This window comes from Mycobacterium sp. (assembly GCF_049683935.1).
Taxonomy (GTDB): Bacteria; Actinomycetota; Actinomycetes; order Mycobacteriales; family Mycobacteriaceae; genus Mycobacterium.
Map to the genome: position 1 here is coordinate 1 of NZ_JBAUJR010000229.1, position 19,535 is coordinate 19,535.

General features: G+C 67.7%; 17 protein-coding genes and 1 other RNA gene. 14 read left to right on the top strand and 4 right to left on the bottom strand.

Annotated features, from left to right (window positions below; translation table 11 throughout):
* Positions 1-674, bottom strand: a 674-nt coding sequence (locus WA965_RS13025) for an HAD-IA family hydrolase (RefSeq protein ID WP_526447605.1), incomplete at its 3' end; no start/stop codon positions are given.
* A gap of 76 nt (positions 675-750) precedes the next feature.
* On the opposite strand from WA965_RS13025, the gene WA965_RS13030 reads away from it, so the two are divergent.
* The 3 genes from WA965_RS13030 to WA965_RS13040 are packed head-to-tail and all read left to right on the top strand — an operon-like array spanning position 751 to position 3,721.
* Positions 751-1,872 carry a Nif3-like dinuclear metal center hexameric protein gene (locus WA965_RS13030; protein ID WP_526297477.1) on the top strand — a complete coding sequence of 374 codons (1,122 nt, stop codon included), beginning with the start codon at positions 751-753 and terminating at the stop codon, positions 1,870-1,872.
* Between the two features lie 2 nt (positions 1,873-1,874).
* Positions 1,875-2,612 (top strand): zinc ribbon domain-containing protein, encoded by a 738-nt coding sequence (locus tag WA965_RS13035; protein WP_526297475.1) that lies wholly within the window; start codon positions 1,875-1,877, stop codon positions 2,610-2,612.
* Complete coding sequence (locus WA965_RS13040) at positions 2,609-3,721, top strand: bifunctional RNase H/acid phosphatase (RefSeq protein ID WP_526297473.1); 1,113 nt, start codon at positions 2,609-2,611, stop codon at positions 3,719-3,721. Before WA965_RS13035 ends, WA965_RS13040 begins: the two co-directional genes overlap by 4 nt.
* Here WA965_RS13040 and relB read toward each other — a convergent pair whose 3' ends face one another.
* On the bottom strand, positions 3,722-4,300 hold the full coding sequence (relB, locus tag WA965_RS13045; RefSeq protein ID WP_526297471.1) for a type II toxin-antitoxin system RelB family anti-toxin: 579 nt from the start codon (positions 4,298-4,300) through the stop codon (positions 3,722-3,724).
* 46 nt (positions 4,301-4,346) lie between these two features.
* Between relB and WA965_RS13050 the strand changes: the two genes are divergently transcribed.
* The 4 genes from WA965_RS13050 to rnpB all read left to right on the top strand — a co-directional run bounded on the left by WA965_RS13050 (position 4,347) and on the right by rnpB (position 7,782).
* Entirely contained in the window at positions 4,347-5,264 is a 918-nt protein-coding gene (locus WA965_RS13050; RefSeq protein WP_526297469.1) for an NAD(P)/FAD-dependent oxidoreductase, read from the top strand.
* Complete coding sequence (locus tag WA965_RS13055; RefSeq protein ID WP_526297467.1) at positions 5,261-5,893, top strand: class I SAM-dependent methyltransferase; 633 nt, start codon at positions 5,261-5,263, stop codon at positions 5,891-5,893. Before WA965_RS13050 ends, WA965_RS13055 begins: the two co-directional genes overlap by 4 nt.
* Before the next feature lie 51 nt (positions 5,894-5,944).
* On the top strand, positions 5,945-7,228 hold the full coding sequence (locus WA965_RS13060) for an HNH endonuclease (RefSeq protein ID WP_526447607.1): 1,284 nt from the start codon (positions 5,945-5,947) through the stop codon (positions 7,226-7,228).
* 157 nt (positions 7,229-7,385) lie between these two features.
* Positions 7,386-7,782: RNase P RNA component class A (gene rnpB / locus WA965_RS13065), an RNA gene on the top strand.
* Between the two features lie 22 nt (positions 7,783-7,804).
* Here the strand turns inward: rnpB and WA965_RS13070 are convergent.
* The gene (locus WA965_RS13070) at positions 7,805-9,283 is read right to left on the bottom strand and encodes a CYTH and CHAD domain-containing protein (RefSeq protein WP_526298352.1); all 1,479 of its coding nucleotides are present in this window, start codon (positions 9,281-9,283) and stop codon (positions 7,805-7,807) included.
* 161 nt (positions 9,284-9,444) lie between these two features.
* On the opposite strand from WA965_RS13070, the gene WA965_RS13075 reads away from it, so the two are divergent.
* Positions 9,445-11,256 carry a fatty acyl-AMP ligase gene (locus tag WA965_RS13075; RefSeq protein ID WP_526298354.1) on the top strand — a complete coding sequence of 604 codons (1,812 nt, stop codon included), beginning with the start codon at positions 9,445-9,447 and terminating at the stop codon, positions 11,254-11,256.
* Between the two features lie 49 nt (positions 11,257-11,305).
* The gene (locus tag WA965_RS13080) at positions 11,306-12,085 is read left to right on the top strand and encodes an enoyl-CoA hydratase/isomerase family protein (protein ID WP_526298356.1); all 780 of its coding nucleotides are present in this window, start codon (positions 11,306-11,308) and stop codon (positions 12,083-12,085) included.
* Positions 12,086-12,093: 8 nt separating this feature from the next.
* Here the strand turns inward: WA965_RS13080 and panB are convergent, their stop codons facing one another.
* A complete protein-coding gene (gene panB, locus WA965_RS13085) occupies positions 12,094-12,942 on the bottom strand; it encodes a 3-methyl-2-oxobutanoate hydroxymethyltransferase (protein ID WP_178359997.1) in 849 nt (282 codons plus the stop codon).
* A gap of 159 nt (positions 12,943-13,101) precedes the next feature.
* Between panB and WA965_RS13090 the strand changes: the two genes are divergently transcribed.
* The 5 genes from WA965_RS13090 to glnA all read left to right on the top strand — a co-directional run bounded on the left by WA965_RS13090 (position 13,102) and on the right by glnA (position 19,512).
* Entirely contained in the window at positions 13,102-14,493 is a 1,392-nt protein-coding gene (locus WA965_RS13090) for a WS/DGAT/MGAT family O-acyltransferase (RefSeq protein WP_526298358.1), read from the top strand.
* Between the two features lie 65 nt (positions 14,494-14,558).
* Positions 14,559-16,091, top strand: coding sequence for an alpha/beta fold hydrolase (locus WA965_RS13095; protein WP_526298360.1), 1,533 nt, complete (start codon positions 14,559-14,561; stop codon positions 16,089-16,091).
* Positions 16,085-16,540, top strand: coding sequence for a GNAT family N-acetyltransferase (locus WA965_RS13100; protein ID WP_526298362.1), 456 nt, complete (start codon positions 16,085-16,087; stop codon positions 16,538-16,540). Before WA965_RS13095 ends, WA965_RS13100 begins: the two co-directional genes overlap by 7 nt.
* 68 nt (positions 16,541-16,608) lie before the next feature.
* The gene (locus WA965_RS13105; protein WP_526298364.1) at positions 16,609-18,126 is read left to right on the top strand and encodes an alpha/beta fold hydrolase; all 1,518 of its coding nucleotides are present in this window, start codon (positions 16,609-16,611) and stop codon (positions 18,124-18,126) included.
* A gap of 45 nt (positions 18,127-18,171) precedes the next feature.
* Positions 18,172-19,512 (top strand): type I glutamate--ammonia ligase, encoded by a 1,341-nt coding sequence (glnA, locus tag WA965_RS13110; RefSeq protein WP_526298366.1) that lies wholly within the window; start codon positions 18,172-18,174, stop codon positions 19,510-19,512.
* Positions 19,513-19,535 lie beyond the last annotated feature (23 nt).

Consider the following 19,535-nt stretch of genomic DNA (forward strand, 5'->3'; position numbering starts at 1 on the left):
TCCCGCAGGTCGTCGACGCTGGCGACGTGGGCTGCGGCGCGGGGGCTGTCGGTGGCGGTGAAGTCGTCGCGTCCGTAGCCCCAGCCCACGACGATCGTGCCGATGCCGTGCGCGGCGGCGCCCTCGACGTCGTGCGAACGGTCGCCGACCATCACGACCCGCTGCGGCAGCGGCGCCAGCTGTGCCAGCGCGTGCGCCAACACGTCGGCTTTGGACGCGCGGGTGCCGTCTACACTGGCCCCTGCGATGACCTCGAAGCACTCGTCGAGATCGAAGTGAGCGAGGATCCGCCTGGCGGTGGGCTCCGCCTTCGAGGTGGCGACCGCCAGTCGGACGCCTGCCGCCCTCAGGTCGGCGAGCAGCGCCGGGATCCCGGTGAACGGCCGGTTCATCGACCACCCGCGGGTGGTGTAGTCGGCGCGGTAGGCGGCGATCGCGGCGTCGGCGTGCTCCCCGAGACCCATCTCGAGCAGGGTGACGTGCATCGGGGGGCCGACGATCCGGCTGACGAGGTCGCCGTCCGGGACCGTCGCGCCGACGGCCTCCAGCGCGTGGCGGAAGCTGGCGACGATGCCCTCGGCCGAATCGGTCAACGTGCCGTCCAGATCAAAGATCACCAGATCGCCACGGCCCGCCCGCGCGACGTTCCTGGTGCCCGCCAGCGTGTCAGTCACCCGTCCATTGTCCCTGACGCCGGTAGTCGGTCGCACCGCACTACTGTCGTGGGGTGGCAAGTCTCGGGGTGATGCGATGACGGTCCGGCTCGCAGACATCGTCGACGTGCTCAATGCGGCCTACCCTCCCCGGCTCGCGCAGAGCTGGGATTCGGTCGGGCTGGTGTGCGGAGACCCGTCGGAAAGTGTCGAGACGGTGACCATCGCCGTCGACGCGACACCCGCCGTGGTGGCGCAGGTGCCCGACCGCGGCCTTCTGCTGGCACACCATCCCCTGCTGCTGCGCGGGGTGGACTCGGTGTCGGCCGACTCGGCGAAAGGTGCCCTGATCCACTCGATGATCCGCACCGGTCGCGCGCTGTTCACCGCACACACCAATGCGGACTCTGCGGCGCCCGGGGTGTCGGACGCGCTGGCGTTGGCCATGGGTCTCGAGGTGACCGACGTGCTCTCCCCGGTGCCGTCCGGTCCCGCGCTGGACAAGTGGGTGGTTTTTGCACCCACCGCGGACGCCGCAGCGGTGCGTGCTGCGATGTTCTCGGCCGGCGCAGGGCACATCGGTGACTACTCGCAGTGCAGCTGGACCGTCGCGGGTACCGGACAGTTCCTGCCGCACGCGGGCGCCTCGCCCGCGATCGGCACGGTGGGCGCTGTGGAGAAGGTCGCCGAAGATCGCATCGAGATGGTGGCACCGGCCCCGCTGCGGGCCTCGGTGCTCGCCGGCTTGCGCAGCGCCCATCCGTACGAGGAGCCCGCGTTCGACATCGTCGCCCTGCAGTCGGCGCCGGGCGGGGTTGGCCTGGGCCGCATCGCAACGCTGCAGGCCCCAGAACCGCTGTCGGCCTTCGTCTCCCGAGTTGGGGGCGCGCTGCCGGCCACGTCGTGGGGGGTGCGAGCATCCGGTGACCCGACGGCTCCGGTGTCGCGGGTGGCCGTATGCGGTGGTGCGGGTGACTCGCTGCTCGACACCGTCGCGGCCGCCGGAGTCGACGCGTATGTCACCGCTGATCTGCGTCACCACCCCGCCGACGAGCACCGGCGGGTATCGGAGGTGGCGCTCGTCGACGTCGCGCACTGGGCAAGTGAATACCCGTGGTGCGGCCAGGCGGCGCAACTGCTGCGCGATCACTTCGGTGACACCCTGCCGGTGACAGTGTCCGACGTGCGAACCGACCCATGGAATGTCGAAGGAAGCTGAACATGAAAGCTGATGTGGCTCAACAACGGGCGTTGCTAGAGCTGGCAGAACTCGACGCTGAGATCAGCCGTAACGAGCACCGGACGAAGACCCTCGGCGAGCAGCAGGCGCTGGAGGCGGCGCAGGCCGCGCACCGGGAGGCCAATGATCGGCTGGCGACCGTGCAGCTCGCTCTGGGCGATATCGATGCGCAGGTCGCGAAGTTCGAGAGCGAGATCGACAGCGTGCGCCAACGTGAGGATCGTGACCGCGGCCTGCTCGATGGTGGAACGGTCGACGCCAAGCAGATGACCGAACTGCAGCACGAACTCGACACCCTGCAGCGGCGCCAGACGAGCCTCGAGGATTCGTTGCTCGAGGTGATGGAACGCCGTGAAGAGCTTGCCGCCGAACAGGATCGCGAGCTGGCCAGCATCGACGAGCTGCAGAGCTCGCTGAGTGACGCGCAGAAGGCCTGCGACGAGGCCCGCACCCACCTGGCGCAGCTTCGGCACCAGTCGGTCTCGCACCGGGAAGACCTCGTCGCACATCTGGACGAGTCGCTGGTCGCGCTGTACGAACGCCAACGCAGCCGCGGGGGAGTGGGTGCCGGACTGTTGCAGGGGCGACGCTGCGGCGCGTGCCGGATCGAGATCGACAAGGGCGAGTTGGCGCGGATCGCCGCGGCCGCCGACGACGAGGTGCTGCGCTGTCCGGAGTGCGCCGCGATCCTGTTGCGGGTCAAGGCGTCTCACGCATGAAGGTGCGGGTCGAGGCAGACGGGGGCTCCCGCGGCAATCCCGGCCCCGCCGGCTATGGCGCGGTGGTGTGGTCGGCAGATCGGGGATCGGTGCTCGCCGAGGCCAAGTCGGCCATCGGCCGCGCCACCAACAACGTCGCCGAGTACCGCGGACTCATCGCCGGACTCCAGGAGGCGGCCGGCATCGGTGCCACCGAGGTGGACGCCTATCTGGACTCCAAACTGGTGGTGGAGCAGATGTCGGGTAGATGGCGGGTCAAGCATCCCGACCTCGCGCCGCTGCACCGGCAGGCCACAGACCTGGCGCGCACATTCGATCGAGTCAGCTACTCCTGGATCCCGCGCGAGAAGAACAGTGACGCCGACCGGCTGGCCAACGAAGCCATGGATGCGGCCGCAGAGCTCGCCGAATCCGGTGAGCTCCCCATGCCCCCGGTGGCGGATACCCCGGCGAAGACGGAGGTCGTCACGAATCCGGCCGGGTGGACAGGGGCCAAGGGAGCGCCGACGCGGATGTTCCTGCTCCGCCACGGACAGACCGAGCTGTCGGTGCAGCGTCGCTACTCCGGACACGGCAACCCCGCGCTGACCGATCTCGGGAGGCGGCAGGCCGCCGCGGCTGCGGAATACCTCGGGAACAAGGGCGGGATCGCGGCGGTCGTGTCGTCACCGTTGCAGCGTGCGTATGACACCGCATCGGCTGCCGCCAAGGCGCTGGGACTCGACGTCCTCGTCGACGATGAACTGATCGAAACCGATTTCGGTGCCTGGGAAGGGCTTTCGTTCAGCGAGGCGGCCGAACGCGATCCCGAGCTGCACACGACCTGGCTTCGTGACACGTCGGTGCCGCCCCCCGACGGCGAGAGCTTCGACGCCGTCGCCGCCCGGGTGGGCAACGCGCAGAAGCGGCTCATCGCCGAGCACGCCGGTCAGTCGGTGCTGGTGGTGTCGCACGTGACCCCGATCAAGACGCTGCTGCGGATGGCGCTCGACGCCGGACCGGCCATCCTGTACCGGCTGCACCTCGACCTCGCGTCACTGTCCATCGCCGAGTTCTATCCCGACGGGGCCGCATCCGTGCGGCTGGTGAACCAGACCGCGTATCTGTGATCAAGGGGTGTGCAGGTGAGCCCGCTCCCCGTGCGCCCCGAACAGTGCTATCGCTTCCACCGGGCCGTCGACGACACCGAACCAGTGCGGTGTCCACGTCGAGAACTCCACCGCCTCACCGGGTTCGATGACAAAATCGCGCTCGGCCAGGATCAGCCGCATCCGACCCGACAAGACGTACACCCAGTCGTAGCCCTCGTGTACCGGTAGTTCCGTCGGAGGTTTGCGTCGGCGGGCGCTTATTCGGATCTTGAAGGCGTGCAGACCACCTGCCGGACCCTGCCCGGTCAACGGCCAGAACGTGATCAGGTTGTGGGTCTGTGCGCCACCGCGCACCCGGGGGTCGGGGGCCTCGGGAGCTCGCAGCAGTTCGTCGGCACTCACCGACAGCGCGGCGGCCAACCGCGGCAGATGATCCAGGGCCAGGCGGCGCTTGCCGGACTCCAGTCGGCTCAGCGTCGAGACGTCGATGTTCGACCGGCTCGCGACGTCGTCGAGCGTCATGCCCCGCTGCAGCCGCAGTTCCCGCAGTCTGCGCCGCACCCGCAAGTCCACACCCTGGTCGTCATTTGCCTGCATGGCAAGTCAGCTTGGCATGGCTGTCGCGCGCGGGCAAGCTCGAGGCATGGACATGGAATGGGAATGCCTCGTCATCGGCGGCGGCGCGGCGGGATTGAGCGCCGCGCTGGTCTTGGGTCGAGCACGCAAGCGCACGCTGGTGATCGATGCCGGCCGTCAGAGTAACCGCGCGGCCCACGGAATCGGCGGGTTGCTCGGTCACGACGGTCGTCCGCCCGCAGAGTTGTACGAACTCGGCAGGAAAGAGCTGGAACGGTATCCGAGCGTCGAGGTGCGCAGTGGTGAAGTGCGGATCGCAAAACGGTGCGGGGCGGGTTTCCAGGTCGAACTCGCCGACGGCACCCGCGAGCGAGTGAAGAGGGTGTTGCTCGCGCTGGGGATGGACTACCGTCCGCCGGAATTGCCGGGACTGGACGAAATCTGGGGGACCTCGGTGTTCCATTGCCCGTTCTGCCACGGCTGGGAGGTTCGTGATCAACCGTTGGCGGTGCTGGCGGAAGGGGAGCGGGCGGTCCACATGGCAACGTTGATGCGCGGGTGGAGCGACGACGTGGTGCTGCTGACCGGAGATTCCGGTGGTCTGGATGCCGAACAGCGGGCCGGGTTGAGTGGCGCGGGGATAAAGGTCGACGACCGGCAGGTCGCTGGGCTGGCTTCTGAGGGAGGCGAGTTGACCGCGGTCGTGTTCGCCGACGGATCCCGGCTGCCGAGGCGCGGGCTGCTGGTGCCCGCCACGCTGCACCAGCGCACCGACCTCGCTGCTCAACTCGGCGTGAAATTTGCTGCGGCGGGACCGGTTTCGGTCGACGCGATCGAGGTGGACGCGATGTTGCGGACATCGGTTCCCGGTGTGTTCGCCGCGGGTGACGTCTGTGCGCAGATGCCACAGGTGGCGGCCGCAGTCTCAGCGGGCTCGTTGGCTGCGGTATCAGTGGTTCAGAGTTTGATGGAGGAGCAACGATGACGGCATCAGAGGTCAAGCAGCACTGGGAAGACCGGTACGCCGAGCGGGAGCGGATCTGGAGTGGTCGGGTGAACCCGCATCTGGCAGAGATCGCAGCGCCGTTGACACCGGGGCGCGCACTGGACCTGGGTTGCGGTGAAGGCGGCGACACCCTCTGGCTGGCCGAACACGGTTGGCAGGTGACGGGCATCGACATCTCCGATACCGCGTTGGGTCGCGCCGCTGCCGAAGCGACGGCGCGAGGACTGGGCGGGCGTGTGCACTTCGTGCAGACGAATCTGTCGGAGACGTTTCCTGAGGGAACCTTCGACCTGGTGTCGGCACAATTCCTGCAGTCGATGGTGCACCTCGACCGGGAGCGGATCTTCGCAGGGGCCGCCGGTGCCGTCGCTGATGGTGGAGTGCTGATCATCGTTGACCACGGCGCTGCGCCGCCCTGGGCACCGGCCCACATCCAGGACCACGTGTTTCCCACCGTCGAGGAGGTGTTCGACTCGATCGACCTCGGCGAGGGGCAGTGGGACCGGCTTCACGTCGGAACTGTGGATCGCGACGCGGTCGGCCCGGACGGGCAGGCCGGTGTCCTGTTGGACAACCTGATCGTGCTGCGGCGGTCAGAGGGGGATTAGGGGCGATGTCCGGCGCCGGAGGTGTCGGACCCTTGCTTTACCGTTGACCGTATGTTCGAAAGTTTGTTCGACGTTGATCCGGGGGCGGGTGAGGCTGCTCTGCGGGCGCAGGTTGAGCACTTGGAGCAAGTGAAGTCGGCGGCGGCTGCGGCCCAGGCGCGGTTGACGGCGTTGTGGGCCGAAAAGCGTGCTGCTGCTGAGCGGGCGGCGGGGGTGGCGGCGGCGAAGCGGGGTAAGGGGTTGGCTTCGGAGGTGGCGTTGGCGCGCCATGAGGCTCCGGTGAAGGGTAGTCAGCATCTGGGTTTCGCGAATGCGCTGGTGCACGAGATGCCGTATACGTTGGCGGCGTTGGAGGCCGGGGTGCTCTCGGAGTGGCGGGCGACGCTGATCGTGCGCGAATCAGCGTGTCTGAGTGTGGAGCACCGCCGCGAGTTGGACGCCGAGTTGTGTGCGGATATGTCGCGGCTGGTCGGGTGGGGCAACAACCGGGTCGAGGCCGAGGCCAAGAAGATCGCGCTGCGTCTGGACGCGGCGGCGGTGGTGGAACGCGCCGCCAAGGCCGCTGGGGATCGGTGTGTGACGATCCGGCCGGCGCCGGACACCATGACCTGGGTGTCTGCGTTGCTGCCGGTGGCGCAGGGGGTGGAGGTGTATGCCGCGCTGAAGCGGCAGGCCGACGTCACATTCGACGGGCGGTCGCGGGGACAGGTGATGGCCGACACCGTCTATGAGCGGGTCACCGGACGCTCGGCGGCCACGCCGGTGCCCGTGGCGTTGAACATGGTGATGGCCGACACCACGCTGGCCGGTGACGATGAGGAACCGGCGTGGCTCGATGGCTACGGGCCGATCCCGGCGGGGTTCGCCCGCACGCTCACCGGTGACGCGGTGGCCGACAAGGACACCAAAGCCACGCTGCGCCGGCTCTATCGCCACCCCACCAGTGGGCAGTTGGTGGCGATGGAATCGCGATCACGGATCTTCCCGAAAGGGTTGGCGGCGTTCATCGGATTGCGCGATCAGAGGTGCCGGACCCCGTACTGCGATGCCCCGATCCGCCACCGCGACCACGCCACCCCGGTCCGGGCGGGCGGCGAAACCAGCGCGTGCAACGGGCTCGGGGATTGTGCGGCCTGCAATTACGCCAAGGACGCGCCCGGCTGGACCGTCACCACCAGCGAGGACAACGGCGCCCACACCGCGCAGTTCAGCACCCCATCCGGGGCGACGTATCAGTCCACCGCCCCACCACTACCCGGGCCGCCGATCCGACGACGGCTGAGCCTGCTCGAAGGCCGCCTCAGCATCGACCTCATCACCTTCGACGCCGCCTAGCCGGAAGTAGCTGGTACGTCAGCCAACTGGGTGAGCCGCACGCTGCCGGCCCGAGCGGGCCGGGAGAGCCTGCGCCCTGACCGCCGTCCTGCCCGCCCGCCCGAGTGGGCGGCTGTTACCCGATTCGGCACCCGAACCATTACGTTGTTAGAGCGGATGAGCTGGCTGGGCGGCCGCGGGACCCGGGGTGACCTGGGTGTCGAGGAAAGTCCGGACTTCACAGAGCAGGGTGATTGCTAACGGCAATCCGAGGTGACTCGCGGGAAAGTGCCACAGAAAACAGACCGCCACCCTCGCGGTGGTAAGGGTGAAACGGTGCGGTAAGAGCGCACCAGCGCTCCGGGTGACCGGAGCGGCTAGGCAAACCCCACCCGAAGCAAGGCCAAGTATGTCGCGCCGGGAGGTGCGGCAGCGCAGGCGTTCGAGGGTTGCTCGCCCGAGCCTGCGGGTAGGCCGCTCGAGGCACCCGGTGACGGTGTGTCCAGATGGATGGTCGCCGCCCCGCCGCCGATGGCAGCGGGGAACAGAATCCGGCTTACAGGCCAGCTCATCCGCCCTCCGGGTTCACCCGGCGCATCAGGACTTGCGGACGGCCTTGTCCAACGCCTTGAGGGCGTCGTCGATCTGCTCTTCGCATCGCAGCGCGAGGTCGTTCTCCTGCTGATAGAGCAGCCCGTAGGTGAAGGTGTCCTCGCCGGCGGCGTGCGCCGACTCGGCCTGCCGACTCAGGTGAGAGCGGCTGACGACGCTGTCCTGGTGATCGCCCAACAGGCTTTGGATCGCCTTGGCCCGGTCGGCCACCTTGGATTCACCGGTCGCGGCTGCGGTGTAGCGGAGTTGCTTGGCGCGCTTCCGGATCCGGTGCAGCGCCTCGTCGCTGTCCACCTCGGGATCGTCGACCGCGGCGCGCGCAGCCTTGGCGGCCTTTCGGATCCGCTTGTAGGCCGAGTCGAGCGTCGTCTCGGCAGCGTCTTCGCCCGGTGGCGGCGGGGGAGGTTCGGCGGCCACCAGCTCCTCGAGCGCATCGAGCAGCCGGAAGTACCGGGGCGAGCGCACTGCGGTCAACGACCGCCGCCACCCGTTCCGGTAGCGCTTCTTGGCGCCCTCGACCAGGCGCTCCCGCACCGGGCCCCGGATGTTGGACTCCGGCAGATTGTCGAGCGCGTTCTCGTAGCGCTCGGCGAGCACCTCGGCGTCTCGTGCCACGCCCAGTACGCCGGCGAGCTCGCGTAGTTCCTCCAGGATCCACTCGTCGTCGGCGATCCCGAACGATCCCTCCGCAGATTGCAGGAGGCTGCGGATCTTTCGGGTTGTCACGCGCATCTGGTGGACCGAGTCGTATACATCCGACCTCATGGCGCGGTCCCACTCGAGCAGTTCCCCGACCTGCTCGGCCACCGCGCGGTGCAAGGGATCGGGGGAGACTTCGGGGATGTCGGCGGCGGGTTCGCTCGATGCCAGAACCCGGGCGAGTTTCGACCCGTGCCCGGCCGGCAACGCACCGGCATCCAGCAGCCGATTGGTCAACCGATCGAGAAGCCCGGTGTCGGCGCTCTCCACCAGCTCCAGTTCCCATTCGCGCCAACTCTGCTCGTCGCCACCCTCTGCGCTGGCAGTGACCTGGTCGTCGCAGAACTCGGCGACGGCGGAGCCTTCCGGTCCGTAGAGCATCTCCACGTTCCTGGATGTGCTGATCCGCGCCACCGGGGCGAGTGGGTTGTCACGCACGATCGCGAGCACCACGTCGCGCAGGCTCTCCGGTACGTCGTCCTGCAGCGGCGCGCGCACCTCGGTGCGGGTGTCGGGCCCGGCAGGCAGCTTCAGGTGCCACCCTTCGTCCGGTCCGCCGGTGCGCCGCCGCAACGTGATCCGGTGCCTCGCAAGATCGCGGCCCGGTGTGTCGAAGTAGACAGCGTCGAGCTGTTGTGACGGAGACCGCTCGACACGGGAGATGGACGACAGGCCGTCGAACGAGGGTGTCACGGTGGATTCGACCACCTCGAACTTGCGCTCGGTCTCCGTGTACCTGGAGGTTTCGGGCGTTTTGGCGGCCATGGTCCCCTTGTCTGGGCAGTGGAGCGATTAGCTGGGAAAGCCAAGAGTGCCATATCCACGTGAACCGGCAGTCGGGGTCGGGCCGGTCGGCTCGCAACACGTGGGGGCGCCTCGCGGCGGGGCGTTCACGCTTTCGGGGCACATGCTCTTAAGATCGTCTTATGAACCGGGAAATAGGCCTGGTAGCCGATGGCCCGGCACGACTGAGGGTCGACGACTACCTCGACCGTGACGGCAACATCGCGATCCCTGCGGGCGTCACGCTGACGTCGTTCATGGATCGTAATGTCGCCGAGCTGGGTGACACCCCGGCCTACCGGTATCTCGACTTCGATCGTGACAACACCATCGAGCTGTCCTGGCGGCAGTTGGGGGCACGGTTGCGTGCTGTCGGTGCCCGCTTGCAGCAGGTCACCCACGCCGGTGACCGCGTGGCGATCCTGACTCCCCAGGGGGTCGATTACGTCGTCGGCTTCTTCGCCGCGATCCAGGCCGGCGCCATCGCGGTCCCGCTGTTCGCGCCCGAACTCCCCGGCCACAACGAGCGGCTGGAAGCAGTGCTGGCCGACGCCCGGCCCACGGTTGTCCTGACCACAACCGCCGCCGCGAAGTCTGTCGGCGACTTCCTGCGGACCCTTCCCCGGGACCGCCGCCCACGCATGATCGCCATCGACGCGGTGCCCGAAGCTGTCGGCACCGGCTTCGTTCCGGCTCCGCTGCAGACCGACGCGATCGCGTACCTGCAGTACACCTCCGGGTCGACCCGTGCTCCCGCCGGTGTAGAGATCACACACCGATCGGCGTGCACCAACGTCGTTCAGATGATCCTGTCGGTCGGACTGGACCAGAACATTCGCAGCGTCAGCTGGTTGCCGTTGTTCCACGACATGGGCCTGCTGATGATCATGTTCCCGGCGCTGGCGGGCGGCTACATCACCCTGATGTCGCCGCTGGCCTTCGTGCGCCGCCCCAACCGGTGGATGCGCGAGTTGGGGTCGTCCGATCTGCCGACGTTCGCCGCGGCACCCAACTTCGCGTTCGAACTCGCGGCCCAGCGCGGACTGCCGCGCCCCGGTGAAGAGCTCGACCTGAGCAACGTTGCGGGTCTGATCAACGGTTCCGAGCCGGTGAGCATCTCCTCGATCGAGAAGTTCACCACCGCCTTCGCGCCGTACGGGTTGAACCCCGCGGCGATCAAACCGTCCTACGGGATGGCCGAGGCGACACTGTTCATCTCCACCACCGCGCACGACGCCCGGCCGACGGCGATCTATCTCGACCGCGACGAGCTCAGCGAGGGACGTGCGGTTCAGGTTGCCCCTGACCATCCGAACGCGGCTGCCCAGGTGTCCTGCGGCAAGGTCGCACGCAGCCAGTGGGCCGTGATCGTCGATCCCGCCAGCGACAGCGAGCTCGCCGACGGCCGGGTCGGTGAGATCTGGTTGCACGGCGACAACGTCGGCCGTGGCTACTGGGGGCGTCCGCACGACACCGAGATGACGTTCCGGAACAAGGTCCAGTCGCGTCTGCCGCGTGGCAGCCACGCCGAGGGCTGCGACGAGAGCGCCCTGTGGATGCGCACCGGTGACCTCGGCGTCTACCTCGATGACGAGCTGTACATCACCGGCAGGATCAAGGACCTCATCATCGTCGACGGGCGCAATCACTACCCACAGGACGTGGAGGCGACCGTCGCCCGGGCGTCCCAGGCCGTGCGGACGGGATTCGTCGCCGCATTCTCCGTTCCCGGCAATGGGCGCGAGGAAGTGGCCATCGTCGCCGAACGTGCGGTCGGGGCGGGCCGCGCCGAGGCGGCCCCCATCCAGGAGGCCATCCGCGCCGCGGTGTCACGCGTCCACGCTCTGCCGGTGGCTGAGGTGAAACTTGTTGCGGCAGGAGTCATTCCCCGGACCACGAGCGGAAAGCTGGCGCGCGGCGCGTGCCGGACGAAATACCTCGACAACGCGCTCTGAACCCCGTCGGTCACTACCGGCTCAGGTGACGCCGATACAGTCACCGACTGTGACCGAATACCAGACCATCACGTTCGAGCAGTCCGGTGCCGTCGCCCGGATCGTGCTGAATCGGCCCGACGCCGCAAACGGCATGAACGACACCATGACTCGCGAACTCGCCGACGCCGCGGCGCGCTGCGACACCGCAGCCATCAAGGTCGTGGTGCTCACCGGCGCCGGACGGTTCTTCTGTGCAGGCGGGGACCTGAAGGACTTTGCGGCGGCACCGCACCGTGGGCGCCACCTCAAGGGGGTGGCCGACGATCTGCATCGCGCCATCTCGACATTTGCGCGAATGGACGCCGTCGTGATCGCCGCGGTCAACGGCACCGCAGCCGGAGCGGGGTTCTCCTTGGCGGTCTCCGCCGACTTGATACTGGCCGCGCAGTCGGCGTCGTTCACGATGGCCTACACCCGGGTCGGACTCAGCCCCGACGGCAGCGCAACGTACTTCCTGCCCCGGTTGATCGGGATCGCCAAGACCAAGGAACTGATGCTGACCAACCGCGTCCTCTCCGCGGACGAGGCGTCGCGATGGGGACTGGTCACCGAGGTCGTCGCCGACGATCAACTCGCCACGCGTGCCGACCAATTGGCCGAGCAGATGGCTTCGACGTCCGGCGGGTCCAACGGCGGCGTGAAAGCACTGCTGCTGAGCACCTTCTCCAGCGGTCTGGAGGAGCAGATGGAGGCGGAGGGACGCCTCATCGCCCAGCGCGCCGAAACCGACGACGGACGCGAAGGCGTCGACGCGTTCCTGGCCAAGCGCAAGCCGGGCTTCGCCTGACCGAGTCGCTAGAAGGACTGCTCCTCGGCGGGAAAGGCGCCGGTCGCGACTTCCTGGGCGTACTGCGTCGCGGCACGGTGCAGTTCTTCTCCGACAGCGCCGAAGCGCTTGACGAATTTCGCGGTCCGGCCTGAGGTGAGGCCGGCCATGTCCTGCCAGACGAGGACCTGCGCGTCGCAGTTCGGACCCGCGCCGATGCCGACGGTGGGGATCGTCAGCTTGCCGGTGATCTGGGTGGCGAGTTCGGCGGGGACCATCTCCATGACCATCGCGAACGCGCCTGCTTCCTGAACCGCGATGGCGTCGTGGACCGTCTGCTCCGCGGCGTCGCCGCGGCCCTGAACGCGGAAGCCGCCGAGTCCGTTCACGCTCTGGGGGGTGAAGCCGATGTGCGCCATCACCGGGATGCCTGCGGCGCTGAGGACGGCGATCTGCTCGGCCACCCGCTCGCCGCCCTCCAGTTTCACGGCATGGGCGCCGGCCTCCTTGAGGAAGCGCGTCGCCGAGGCCAGAGCCTGGGTCGGTCCGGCCTCGTAGCTGCCGAACGGCATGTCGGCGACGACCAGGGCATGCGGCGCGCCGCGCACGACACCACGGACCAGCGGAATCAGTTCGTCGATGGTCACCGGCACCGTGGTGTCGTAGCCGTACACCACGTTGGCGGCGGAATCGCCCACCAGGAGCACCGGGATCTCGGCCGCGTCGAACACCGCGGCGGTGGAGTAGTCGTAGGCCGTCAGCATGGCCCACTTGTGGCCCTCGGCCTTCCACTTGTGCAGATGGTGAGTGCGGACCTTCACACGCGGCTTGGCGGTTTCGGAATCGGCGACAGCACCATAAACGGTCTGCTCGGACATCATTGTCCCCTCATCGGGTGGGTCGGTTCGAATCCTCGAGGCCAGAAACGGTCCCCGGGTTTCGCTGACACGCCAAGTCTGCCACTCCGTCACCAGAAGTTGAACGCCGCGTTAAGTGGATTTGCTCACACCCGCGCTCACCGCGCCTAACATCGGCTCATGCAAAGGCTCAGCGGTCTCGATGCCAGTTTCCTCTACCTCGAAACCGCCGCACAGCCGCTGCACGTGTGCTCGATCCTGGAGCTCGACACCTCGACGATGCCCGGCGGCTACACCTTCGACAAGCTCCGTGACGGCCTGGCACTCCGGATCAGGGCGATGCCCGAATTCCGGGAGAAGCTGGCCGACAACCGGTTCAACCTCGACCATCCGGTCTGGGTGGACGACCCGGACTTCGACGTCGACCGCCACCTGCACCGCATCGGTTTGCCGTCACCGGGCGGGCGTAACGAACTGTCGGAGATCTGCGGCCACCTCGCGTCGCTGCCGCTGGACCGCACCCGCCCGCTGTGGGAGATGTGGGTCATCGAGAACGTTGCCGGCACAGATGCCCACGACGGCGGCCGCATCGCGGTGATGACCAAGGTGCACCACGCCAGCGTCGACGGTGTGACCGGCGCGAACCTGATGTCGCAGTTGTGTTCGACCGAGCCCGACGCGCCGCCACCAGATCCGGTCGACGGGCCCGGAGGGGTGAACCACATGGAGATCGCGGTCGGTGGCGCGGTGAAGTTCGCCATGCGGCCGTTGAGGTTCGCCAACGTGCTGCCGATGACCGTCTCGACCGTCATCGACACCGCCAAGCGTGCCCGCAACGGGAACTCGATGGCGCCGCCGTTCGCCGCTCCGCAGACAGCTTTCAACGCCAACGTCACCGGCCGTCGCAACATCGCGTTCGCCCAACTCGACCTCGACGACATCAAGAAGGTGAAGAGCCACTTCGGAGTGAAGGTGAACGACGTCGTGATGGCGCTGGTCTCCGGGGTGCTGCGCAAGTTCCTGCTCGACCGCGGGGAACTGCCGGAGAACTCCCTGGTAGCGATGGTGCCGGTGTCGGTGCACGACAAGTCCGACCGGCCCGGCCGCAACCAGGTCTCGGGCATGTTTTCCCGGCTGGAGACCAGCATCGAGGATCCCGCCGAGCGGCTCAAAGCCATCGCGGATGCGAATTCTGTTGCCAAACAACATAGTTCGGCAATCGGTGCCACGCTGCTGCAGGACTGGACGCAGTTCGCCGCACCCGCGGTTTTCGGGGTGGCGATGCGGGTCTACGCGAGCAGCAGGCTCAGCGGCGCCCGGCCCGTGCACAACCTGGTGCTGTCGAATGTCCCCGGCCCGCAGATGCCGCTGTACATGCTGGGCTGCGAGGTGGAGGCGATGTATCCGCTCGGGCCGATCTTCCACGGCTCCGGCCTGAACATCACCGTGATGTCGCTCAACGGCACCCTCGATGTAGGCATCGTGTCGTGCCCGGAGTTACTGCCCGATCTGTGGGACATGGCCGACGATTTCCGGCCGGCCCTCGACGAATTGCTGAGCGCGACAGGCTGACGGGAACAGGCTCGCGATAGCCGCCTCGCCAGCAACGATGCAGCCTCATGGCAGCATGTGGAGCCATGAAGCTCAACACGGGGGTCGTGCGACCCGCCGTACTCCTCACGTCCGCGATGTTGTTGGTCTCCGGTTGCAGCAACGTGGTGGAGGGTCGGGCCCTGATCTCGGTGCCCCGCCCCGGAGCGCCCATCCAGTGGGTGTCCTGTGAGGGCGGGCCGTCTGAGCAGCCGCGGCAGCTCGCCGGCGCCGAATGCGGGATGCTGTCGGTGCCGGTGAATTGGGACAACGCCGACAGCCCGGACAGTGAAATCGCCCAGATCGCGATGATCCGGTTCAAGGCCACCGGCGACAAGATCGGCTCGCTCATCATCAACCCCGGAGGACCGGGTGAGTCGGGGGTGCAGGCCGCCGCGTCGATGGCGACCACGCTGCCCGAATCGGTGCGGCAGCGGTTCGATCTCGTCGGCTTCGACCCGCGCGGGGTGGCGAACTCGACGCCGACGCTGTGGTGCAACAGCGACGCGGACAACGACCGGCTGCGGGCCGACAACGTCGTGGAGTACACGCCCGAAGGTGTGGCCCACATCGAGAACCAGACCAAGGAGTTCGTCCAGCGCTGTGTGGACAAGATGGGCAAAGAGTTCCTGGCCAATATCGGAACCGCCAGTGTGGTCAAGGATCTCGACGCGATGCGCGCCGCGCTCGGTGACGACAAGCTGACCTATCTCGGCTATTCCTACGGCACCCGTATCGGTACGAGCTACGCGGAGGCCTACCCCGAGCATGTCCGCGCGATGATCCTCGACGGGGCGATCGATCCCAACGCCGATCCGGTCGAGGCTGACGTCCGCCAGGCTGCCGCGTTCCAGCAGGCCTTCGACGACTACGCCGCCGACTGCGCGACCGACCCGAACTGCCCGCTGGGAACCGACCCGGACAAAGCCGTCGACGTGTACCGCTCGTTGGTGAACCCACTGGTGGAGACGCCTCTGGAGACCAACGATCCACGCGGGCTGAGCTACAACGATGCGATCGTCGGAACGATCCTGCCGCTGTACTCGCCCAACCTGTGGCGCCACCTGACACAGGCGCTCACCGAGATCACCGAGGGCTCGGGCGACACCATGCTCTCGCTCGCCGACCTGTACATGGGCCGCAACCCGGAAGGTCAGTACAACAACTCGACGGACGCGCGGGTCGCCATCAACTGTGTCGACAAGCCGGCGATCACCGACCGCGCGACGCTTGTCGAGCAGGACCGCCGCCTCCGTGAGGCCGCCCCGTTCATGAGTTACGGCGAATTCACCGGATATGCACCGATGTCGACCTGCGGGTTCTGGCCGGTGCCCCCGACCAGCGGTCCCGGCGAGATCACAGCATCCGGGCTCCCTCCGGTACTGGTGATCTCGACCACCAACGATCCGGCCACGCCCTATCAGGCTGGCGTGGACCTGGCCCGCCAACTCGGCGGCACCCTGCTGACCTACGAGGGAACCCAGCACACCGTGGCGTTCAACGGTGATGCGTGTGTCGACGACATCGCCGCGCGCTACCTGATCGACGTGGAAGTTCCGCCCCCGGGCACCCGGTGCTGAGCATCTCCGTGGTCGGAGAGGCCGACCTGAGCGAGTTGATGCCGATGATGCGCAACTACTGCGACTTCTATCGGGTGGACCCGTCCGACGAGAAACTCGTGGTGCTGTCGCGCGCGTTGATCGCGAACCCCGACGAGGGGCTTCAGTTGATCGCCCGGGACGACGAGGCAACACCTGGTCGTCCGGTGGGTTTCGCCACGATCTACTGGACCTGGCAGACCTTGTACGCCGCCCGCGTCGGCGTGCTCAACGACCTGTACGTGACCCCGGAGTCGCGGGGCAGCGGGGCCGGCCGTCACCTCATCGGCCGCTGCTTACAGCTCTGTCACGACCGCGGTGCGGAAAAGTTGGTCTGGGAGACGGCGCCGGACAACGAGACGGCACAACGGCTTTACGACGGCATCGGTGCCGAGAAGTCGACCTGGGTCACCTACGAACTCGACGCCTGATAACAGCCCGGTCACCTTTGGGTTCCCGGGGCAGACCCACGCCTCGGTCCCGTGCAACCATTGCAGCCATGCGGCGGCTGGGACAACTGGGTGCAGCACTGCTGTCGATTGCCACCCTCTCGACCACGCTGTGCTCCGTCGCGGCCGCGCAACCGCAGGACCCGGCGGACACGTACTCCGCTGCGCCGGTGTGGGGTTCGTGTGCGGCCTTCGTCGACGACGTCTCGCGGTTGCCGACTGCACAGTGCGGCACGGTTGCTGTGCCTGTCGACTACACGAAACCACAAGGCGCTCAAGCACAGCTGGCGATCATCAAGGTCCCGGCCACCGGCCCGCGTATCGGAGTGCTGATCGTCAACCCCGGCGGCCCGGGGGCATCGGGGGTCGACACCGTTGCCGGGATGGGTGCCGCGCTCGCGGGTACCGAGATCCTGGACCGTTTCGACCTGGTCGGCATCGACCCGCGTGGCGTCGGACACTCGACACCGCAGCTCCGGTGCCGCACCGACGCCGAGTTCGACGCCTACCGCGCCGAGCCGTTGGCCGATTACAGCCCCGCGGGCGTCGCCCACATCGAGGGGCTGCAGCGTGACTTCGCCGCGCAGTGTGTGGATCGGATGGGCGCCGACTTCCTGGCGAACATGGGGACCGCGGCGGCGGCGCGCGACATGGACGTGGTGCGGGCAGCGCTCGGTGAGGACCAGATCAACTACCTCGGCTTCTCCTACGGCACCCGACTCGGCTCCGAGTACGCCGAGCGCTACCCCGACCGGGTGCGGGCCATGGTCCTCGACGGCGCGGTGGACCCCAGCCTCGATCCGATCACCGAGAGCATCAACCAGATCGAGGGATTCCAGCGGGCATTCGAGCGGTACGCCTCCGACTGTGCGCAGTCCCCGGACTGCCCACTGGGCACCGACCCGGCGCAGTTCGTCAACCGCTACCACCAGCTTGTCGATCCGCTGGTCGCTCAACCCGCCGCGACGTCCGACCCGCGCGGGTTGAGCTATCAGGATGCGATCACCGGCACCGGCAGGGCGCTCTACTCGCCGCGCTACTGGACCTACCTGACCAGTGGCCTGTTGGGCCTGCAGCGTGGCACCGACCCCGTCGATCTGCTGCTGCTCGCCGACGACTACCAGCAGCGTGACAGCTCGGGGCGCTACAAGAACCGCCAGGAGGCGTTCACTGCCATCCGGTGCCTCGACGCGGACTATCCGACCGACCCGGCTGTGTGGGTCGAGGCCGATCGGCGCGCGCGCGAGGTGGCGCCTTTCCAGGCCTACGGTGCCTTCACCGGGCACGCCCCGCGCAACGTCTGTGCCATGTGGCCGGTGCCGCCGACGGCCCTGACCGGTCCCGCGACGTCGCCGGGACCGGGCAAGGTCGTCGTCGTCTCCACGACGGGAGATCCGGCGACGCCGTACCAGGCCGGTGTCGACCTGGCCCGGCAGATGGACGCCTCGCTGATCACCTTCGACGGCAGCCAGCACACCGTCGTCTTCAACGGGGACGCGTGCGTCGACACCACCGTCGTCGACTTCCTCGTCGACGGCGTCGTTCCCCCGGCCGGATTACGCTGCTAGCAGCGCCGTAACACGGAATTAACACTCCGAACCTAGGCTTCCGGCATGGATCGGCAGAAGGAATTTGTGCTGCGCACGCTGGAAGAACGGGATATCCGCTTCGTCCGGCTGTGGTTCACCGACGTCCTCGGATACCTCAAGTCGGTGGCCATCGCGCCCGCCGAATTGGAAGGCGCGTTCGAAGAGGGCATCGGCTTCGACGGATCGTCCATCGAGGGCTTCGCGCGAGTGTCGGAAGCCGACATGGTCGCGCGACCCGATCCGTCGACGTTCCAGGTGCTGCCGTGGACCACCAGCGGCGGCGACCATCACTCGGCCCGGATGTTCTGTGACATCACCATGCCCGACGGCTCACCGTCGTGGGCCGACTCGCGCCACGTGCTGCGCCGGCAACTCTCGAAGGCCAGCGATCTGGGCTTCTCCTGCTACGTCCATCCCGAGATCGAGTTCTTCCTGCTCAAGCCGGGCCCCTACGACGGGAGTGAACCCGTCCCTGCCGACAACGGCGGCTACTTCGACCAGGCCGTGCACGACTCGGCGCCGAACTTCCGCCGTCACGCCATCGATGCGCTGGAGCAGATGGGCATCTCGGTCGAGTTCAGCCACCATGAAGGCGCACCGGGTCAGCAGGAGATCGACCTGCGCTACGCCGACGCCCTCTCCATGGCCGACAACGTGATGACGTTCCGCTACGTCGTCAAGGAGGTGGCGCTCGGCGACGGGGTGCGCGCGTCGTTCATGCCGAAACCGTTCTCCGAGCATCCCGGCTCGGCAATGCACACCCACATGAGCCTGTTCGAGGGCGAGAACAACGCGTTCCATAGCGCAGACGACCCGCAGCAGCTCTCTGATGTCGGAAAGTCCTTCATCGCAGGCATTCTCGAGCACGCCACCGAGATCAGCGCCGTCACCAACCAGTGGGTCAACTCCTACAAGCGACTGGTGCACGGCGGCGAAGCGCCGACGGCGGCGTCCTGGGGTGCGGCCAACCGCTCTGCACTGGTCCGGGTGCCGATGTACACCCCGCACAAGTCGTCGTCCCGGCGGGTGGAGGTGCGCAGCCCCGACTCGGCCTGCAATCCGTACCTGACGTTCGCGGTGCTTCTCGCCGCGGGTCTGCGCGGCATCGAGAAGGGCTACTTGCTCGGCCCGCAGGCCGAGGACAACGTGTGGAGCCTGACGCCGGAGGAACGCCGCGCCATGGGCTACAAAGAGCTGCCCGGCAGCCTCGGCGTCGCGCTGGGGGAGATGGAAGGTTCGGAGTTGGTCGCCGAAGCACTCGGCGAGCACGTCTTCGACTTCTTCCTGCGGAACAAGCGCGCCGAGTGGGAGAACTACCGCAGCCACGTCACCCCGTTCGAGCTGAAGACCTACCTCTCTCTGTGAGCGAGGGCCGCGATTCGGGCTGA

Bases quoted from the DNA above. Each gene is read 5' to 3' on its own strand.
- WA965_RS13030 (WP_526297477.1), top strand. From the start codon at position 751: ATGACGGTCCGGCTCGCAGACATCGTCGACGTGCTCAATGCGGCCTAC.
- WA965_RS13035 (WP_526297475.1), top strand. From the start codon at position 1,875: ATGAAAGCTGATGTGGCTCAACAACGGGCGTTGCTAGAGCTGGCAGAA.
- WA965_RS13040 (WP_526297473.1), top strand. From the start codon at position 2,609: ATGAAGGTGCGGGTCGAGGCAGACGGGGGCTCCCGCGGCAATCCCGGC.
- relB (WP_526297471.1), bottom strand. From the start codon at position 4,300: ATGCAGGCAAATGACGACCAGGGTGTGGACTTGCGGGTGCGGCGCAGA.
- WA965_RS13050 (WP_526297469.1), top strand. From the start codon at position 4,347: ATGGACATGGAATGGGAATGCCTCGTCATCGGCGGCGGCGCGGCGGGA.
- WA965_RS13055 (WP_526297467.1), top strand. From the start codon at position 5,261: ATGACGGCATCAGAGGTCAAGCAGCACTGGGAAGACCGGTACGCCGAG.
- WA965_RS13060 (WP_526447607.1), top strand. From the start codon at position 5,945: ATGTTCGAAAGTTTGTTCGACGTTGATCCGGGGGCGGGTGAGGCTGCT.
- WA965_RS13070 (WP_526298352.1), bottom strand. From the start codon at position 9,283: ATGGCCGCCAAAACGCCCGAAACCTCCAGGTACACGGAGACCGAGCGC.
- WA965_RS13075 (WP_526298354.1), top strand. From the start codon at position 9,445: ATGAACCGGGAAATAGGCCTGGTAGCCGATGGCCCGGCACGACTGAGG.
- panB (WP_178359997.1), bottom strand. From the start codon at position 12,942: ATGTCCGAGCAGACCGTTTATGGTGCTGTCGCCGATTCCGAAACCGCC.
- WA965_RS13090 (WP_526298358.1), top strand. From the start codon at position 13,102: ATGCAAAGGCTCAGCGGTCTCGATGCCAGTTTCCTCTACCTCGAAACC.
- WA965_RS13095 (WP_526298360.1), top strand. From the start codon at position 14,559: ATGAAGCTCAACACGGGGGTCGTGCGACCCGCCGTACTCCTCACGTCC.
- WA965_RS13105 (WP_526298364.1), top strand. From the start codon at position 16,609: ATGCGGCGGCTGGGACAACTGGGTGCAGCACTGCTGTCGATTGCCACC.
- glnA (WP_526298366.1), top strand. From the start codon at position 18,172: ATGGATCGGCAGAAGGAATTTGTGCTGCGCACGCTGGAAGAACGGGAT.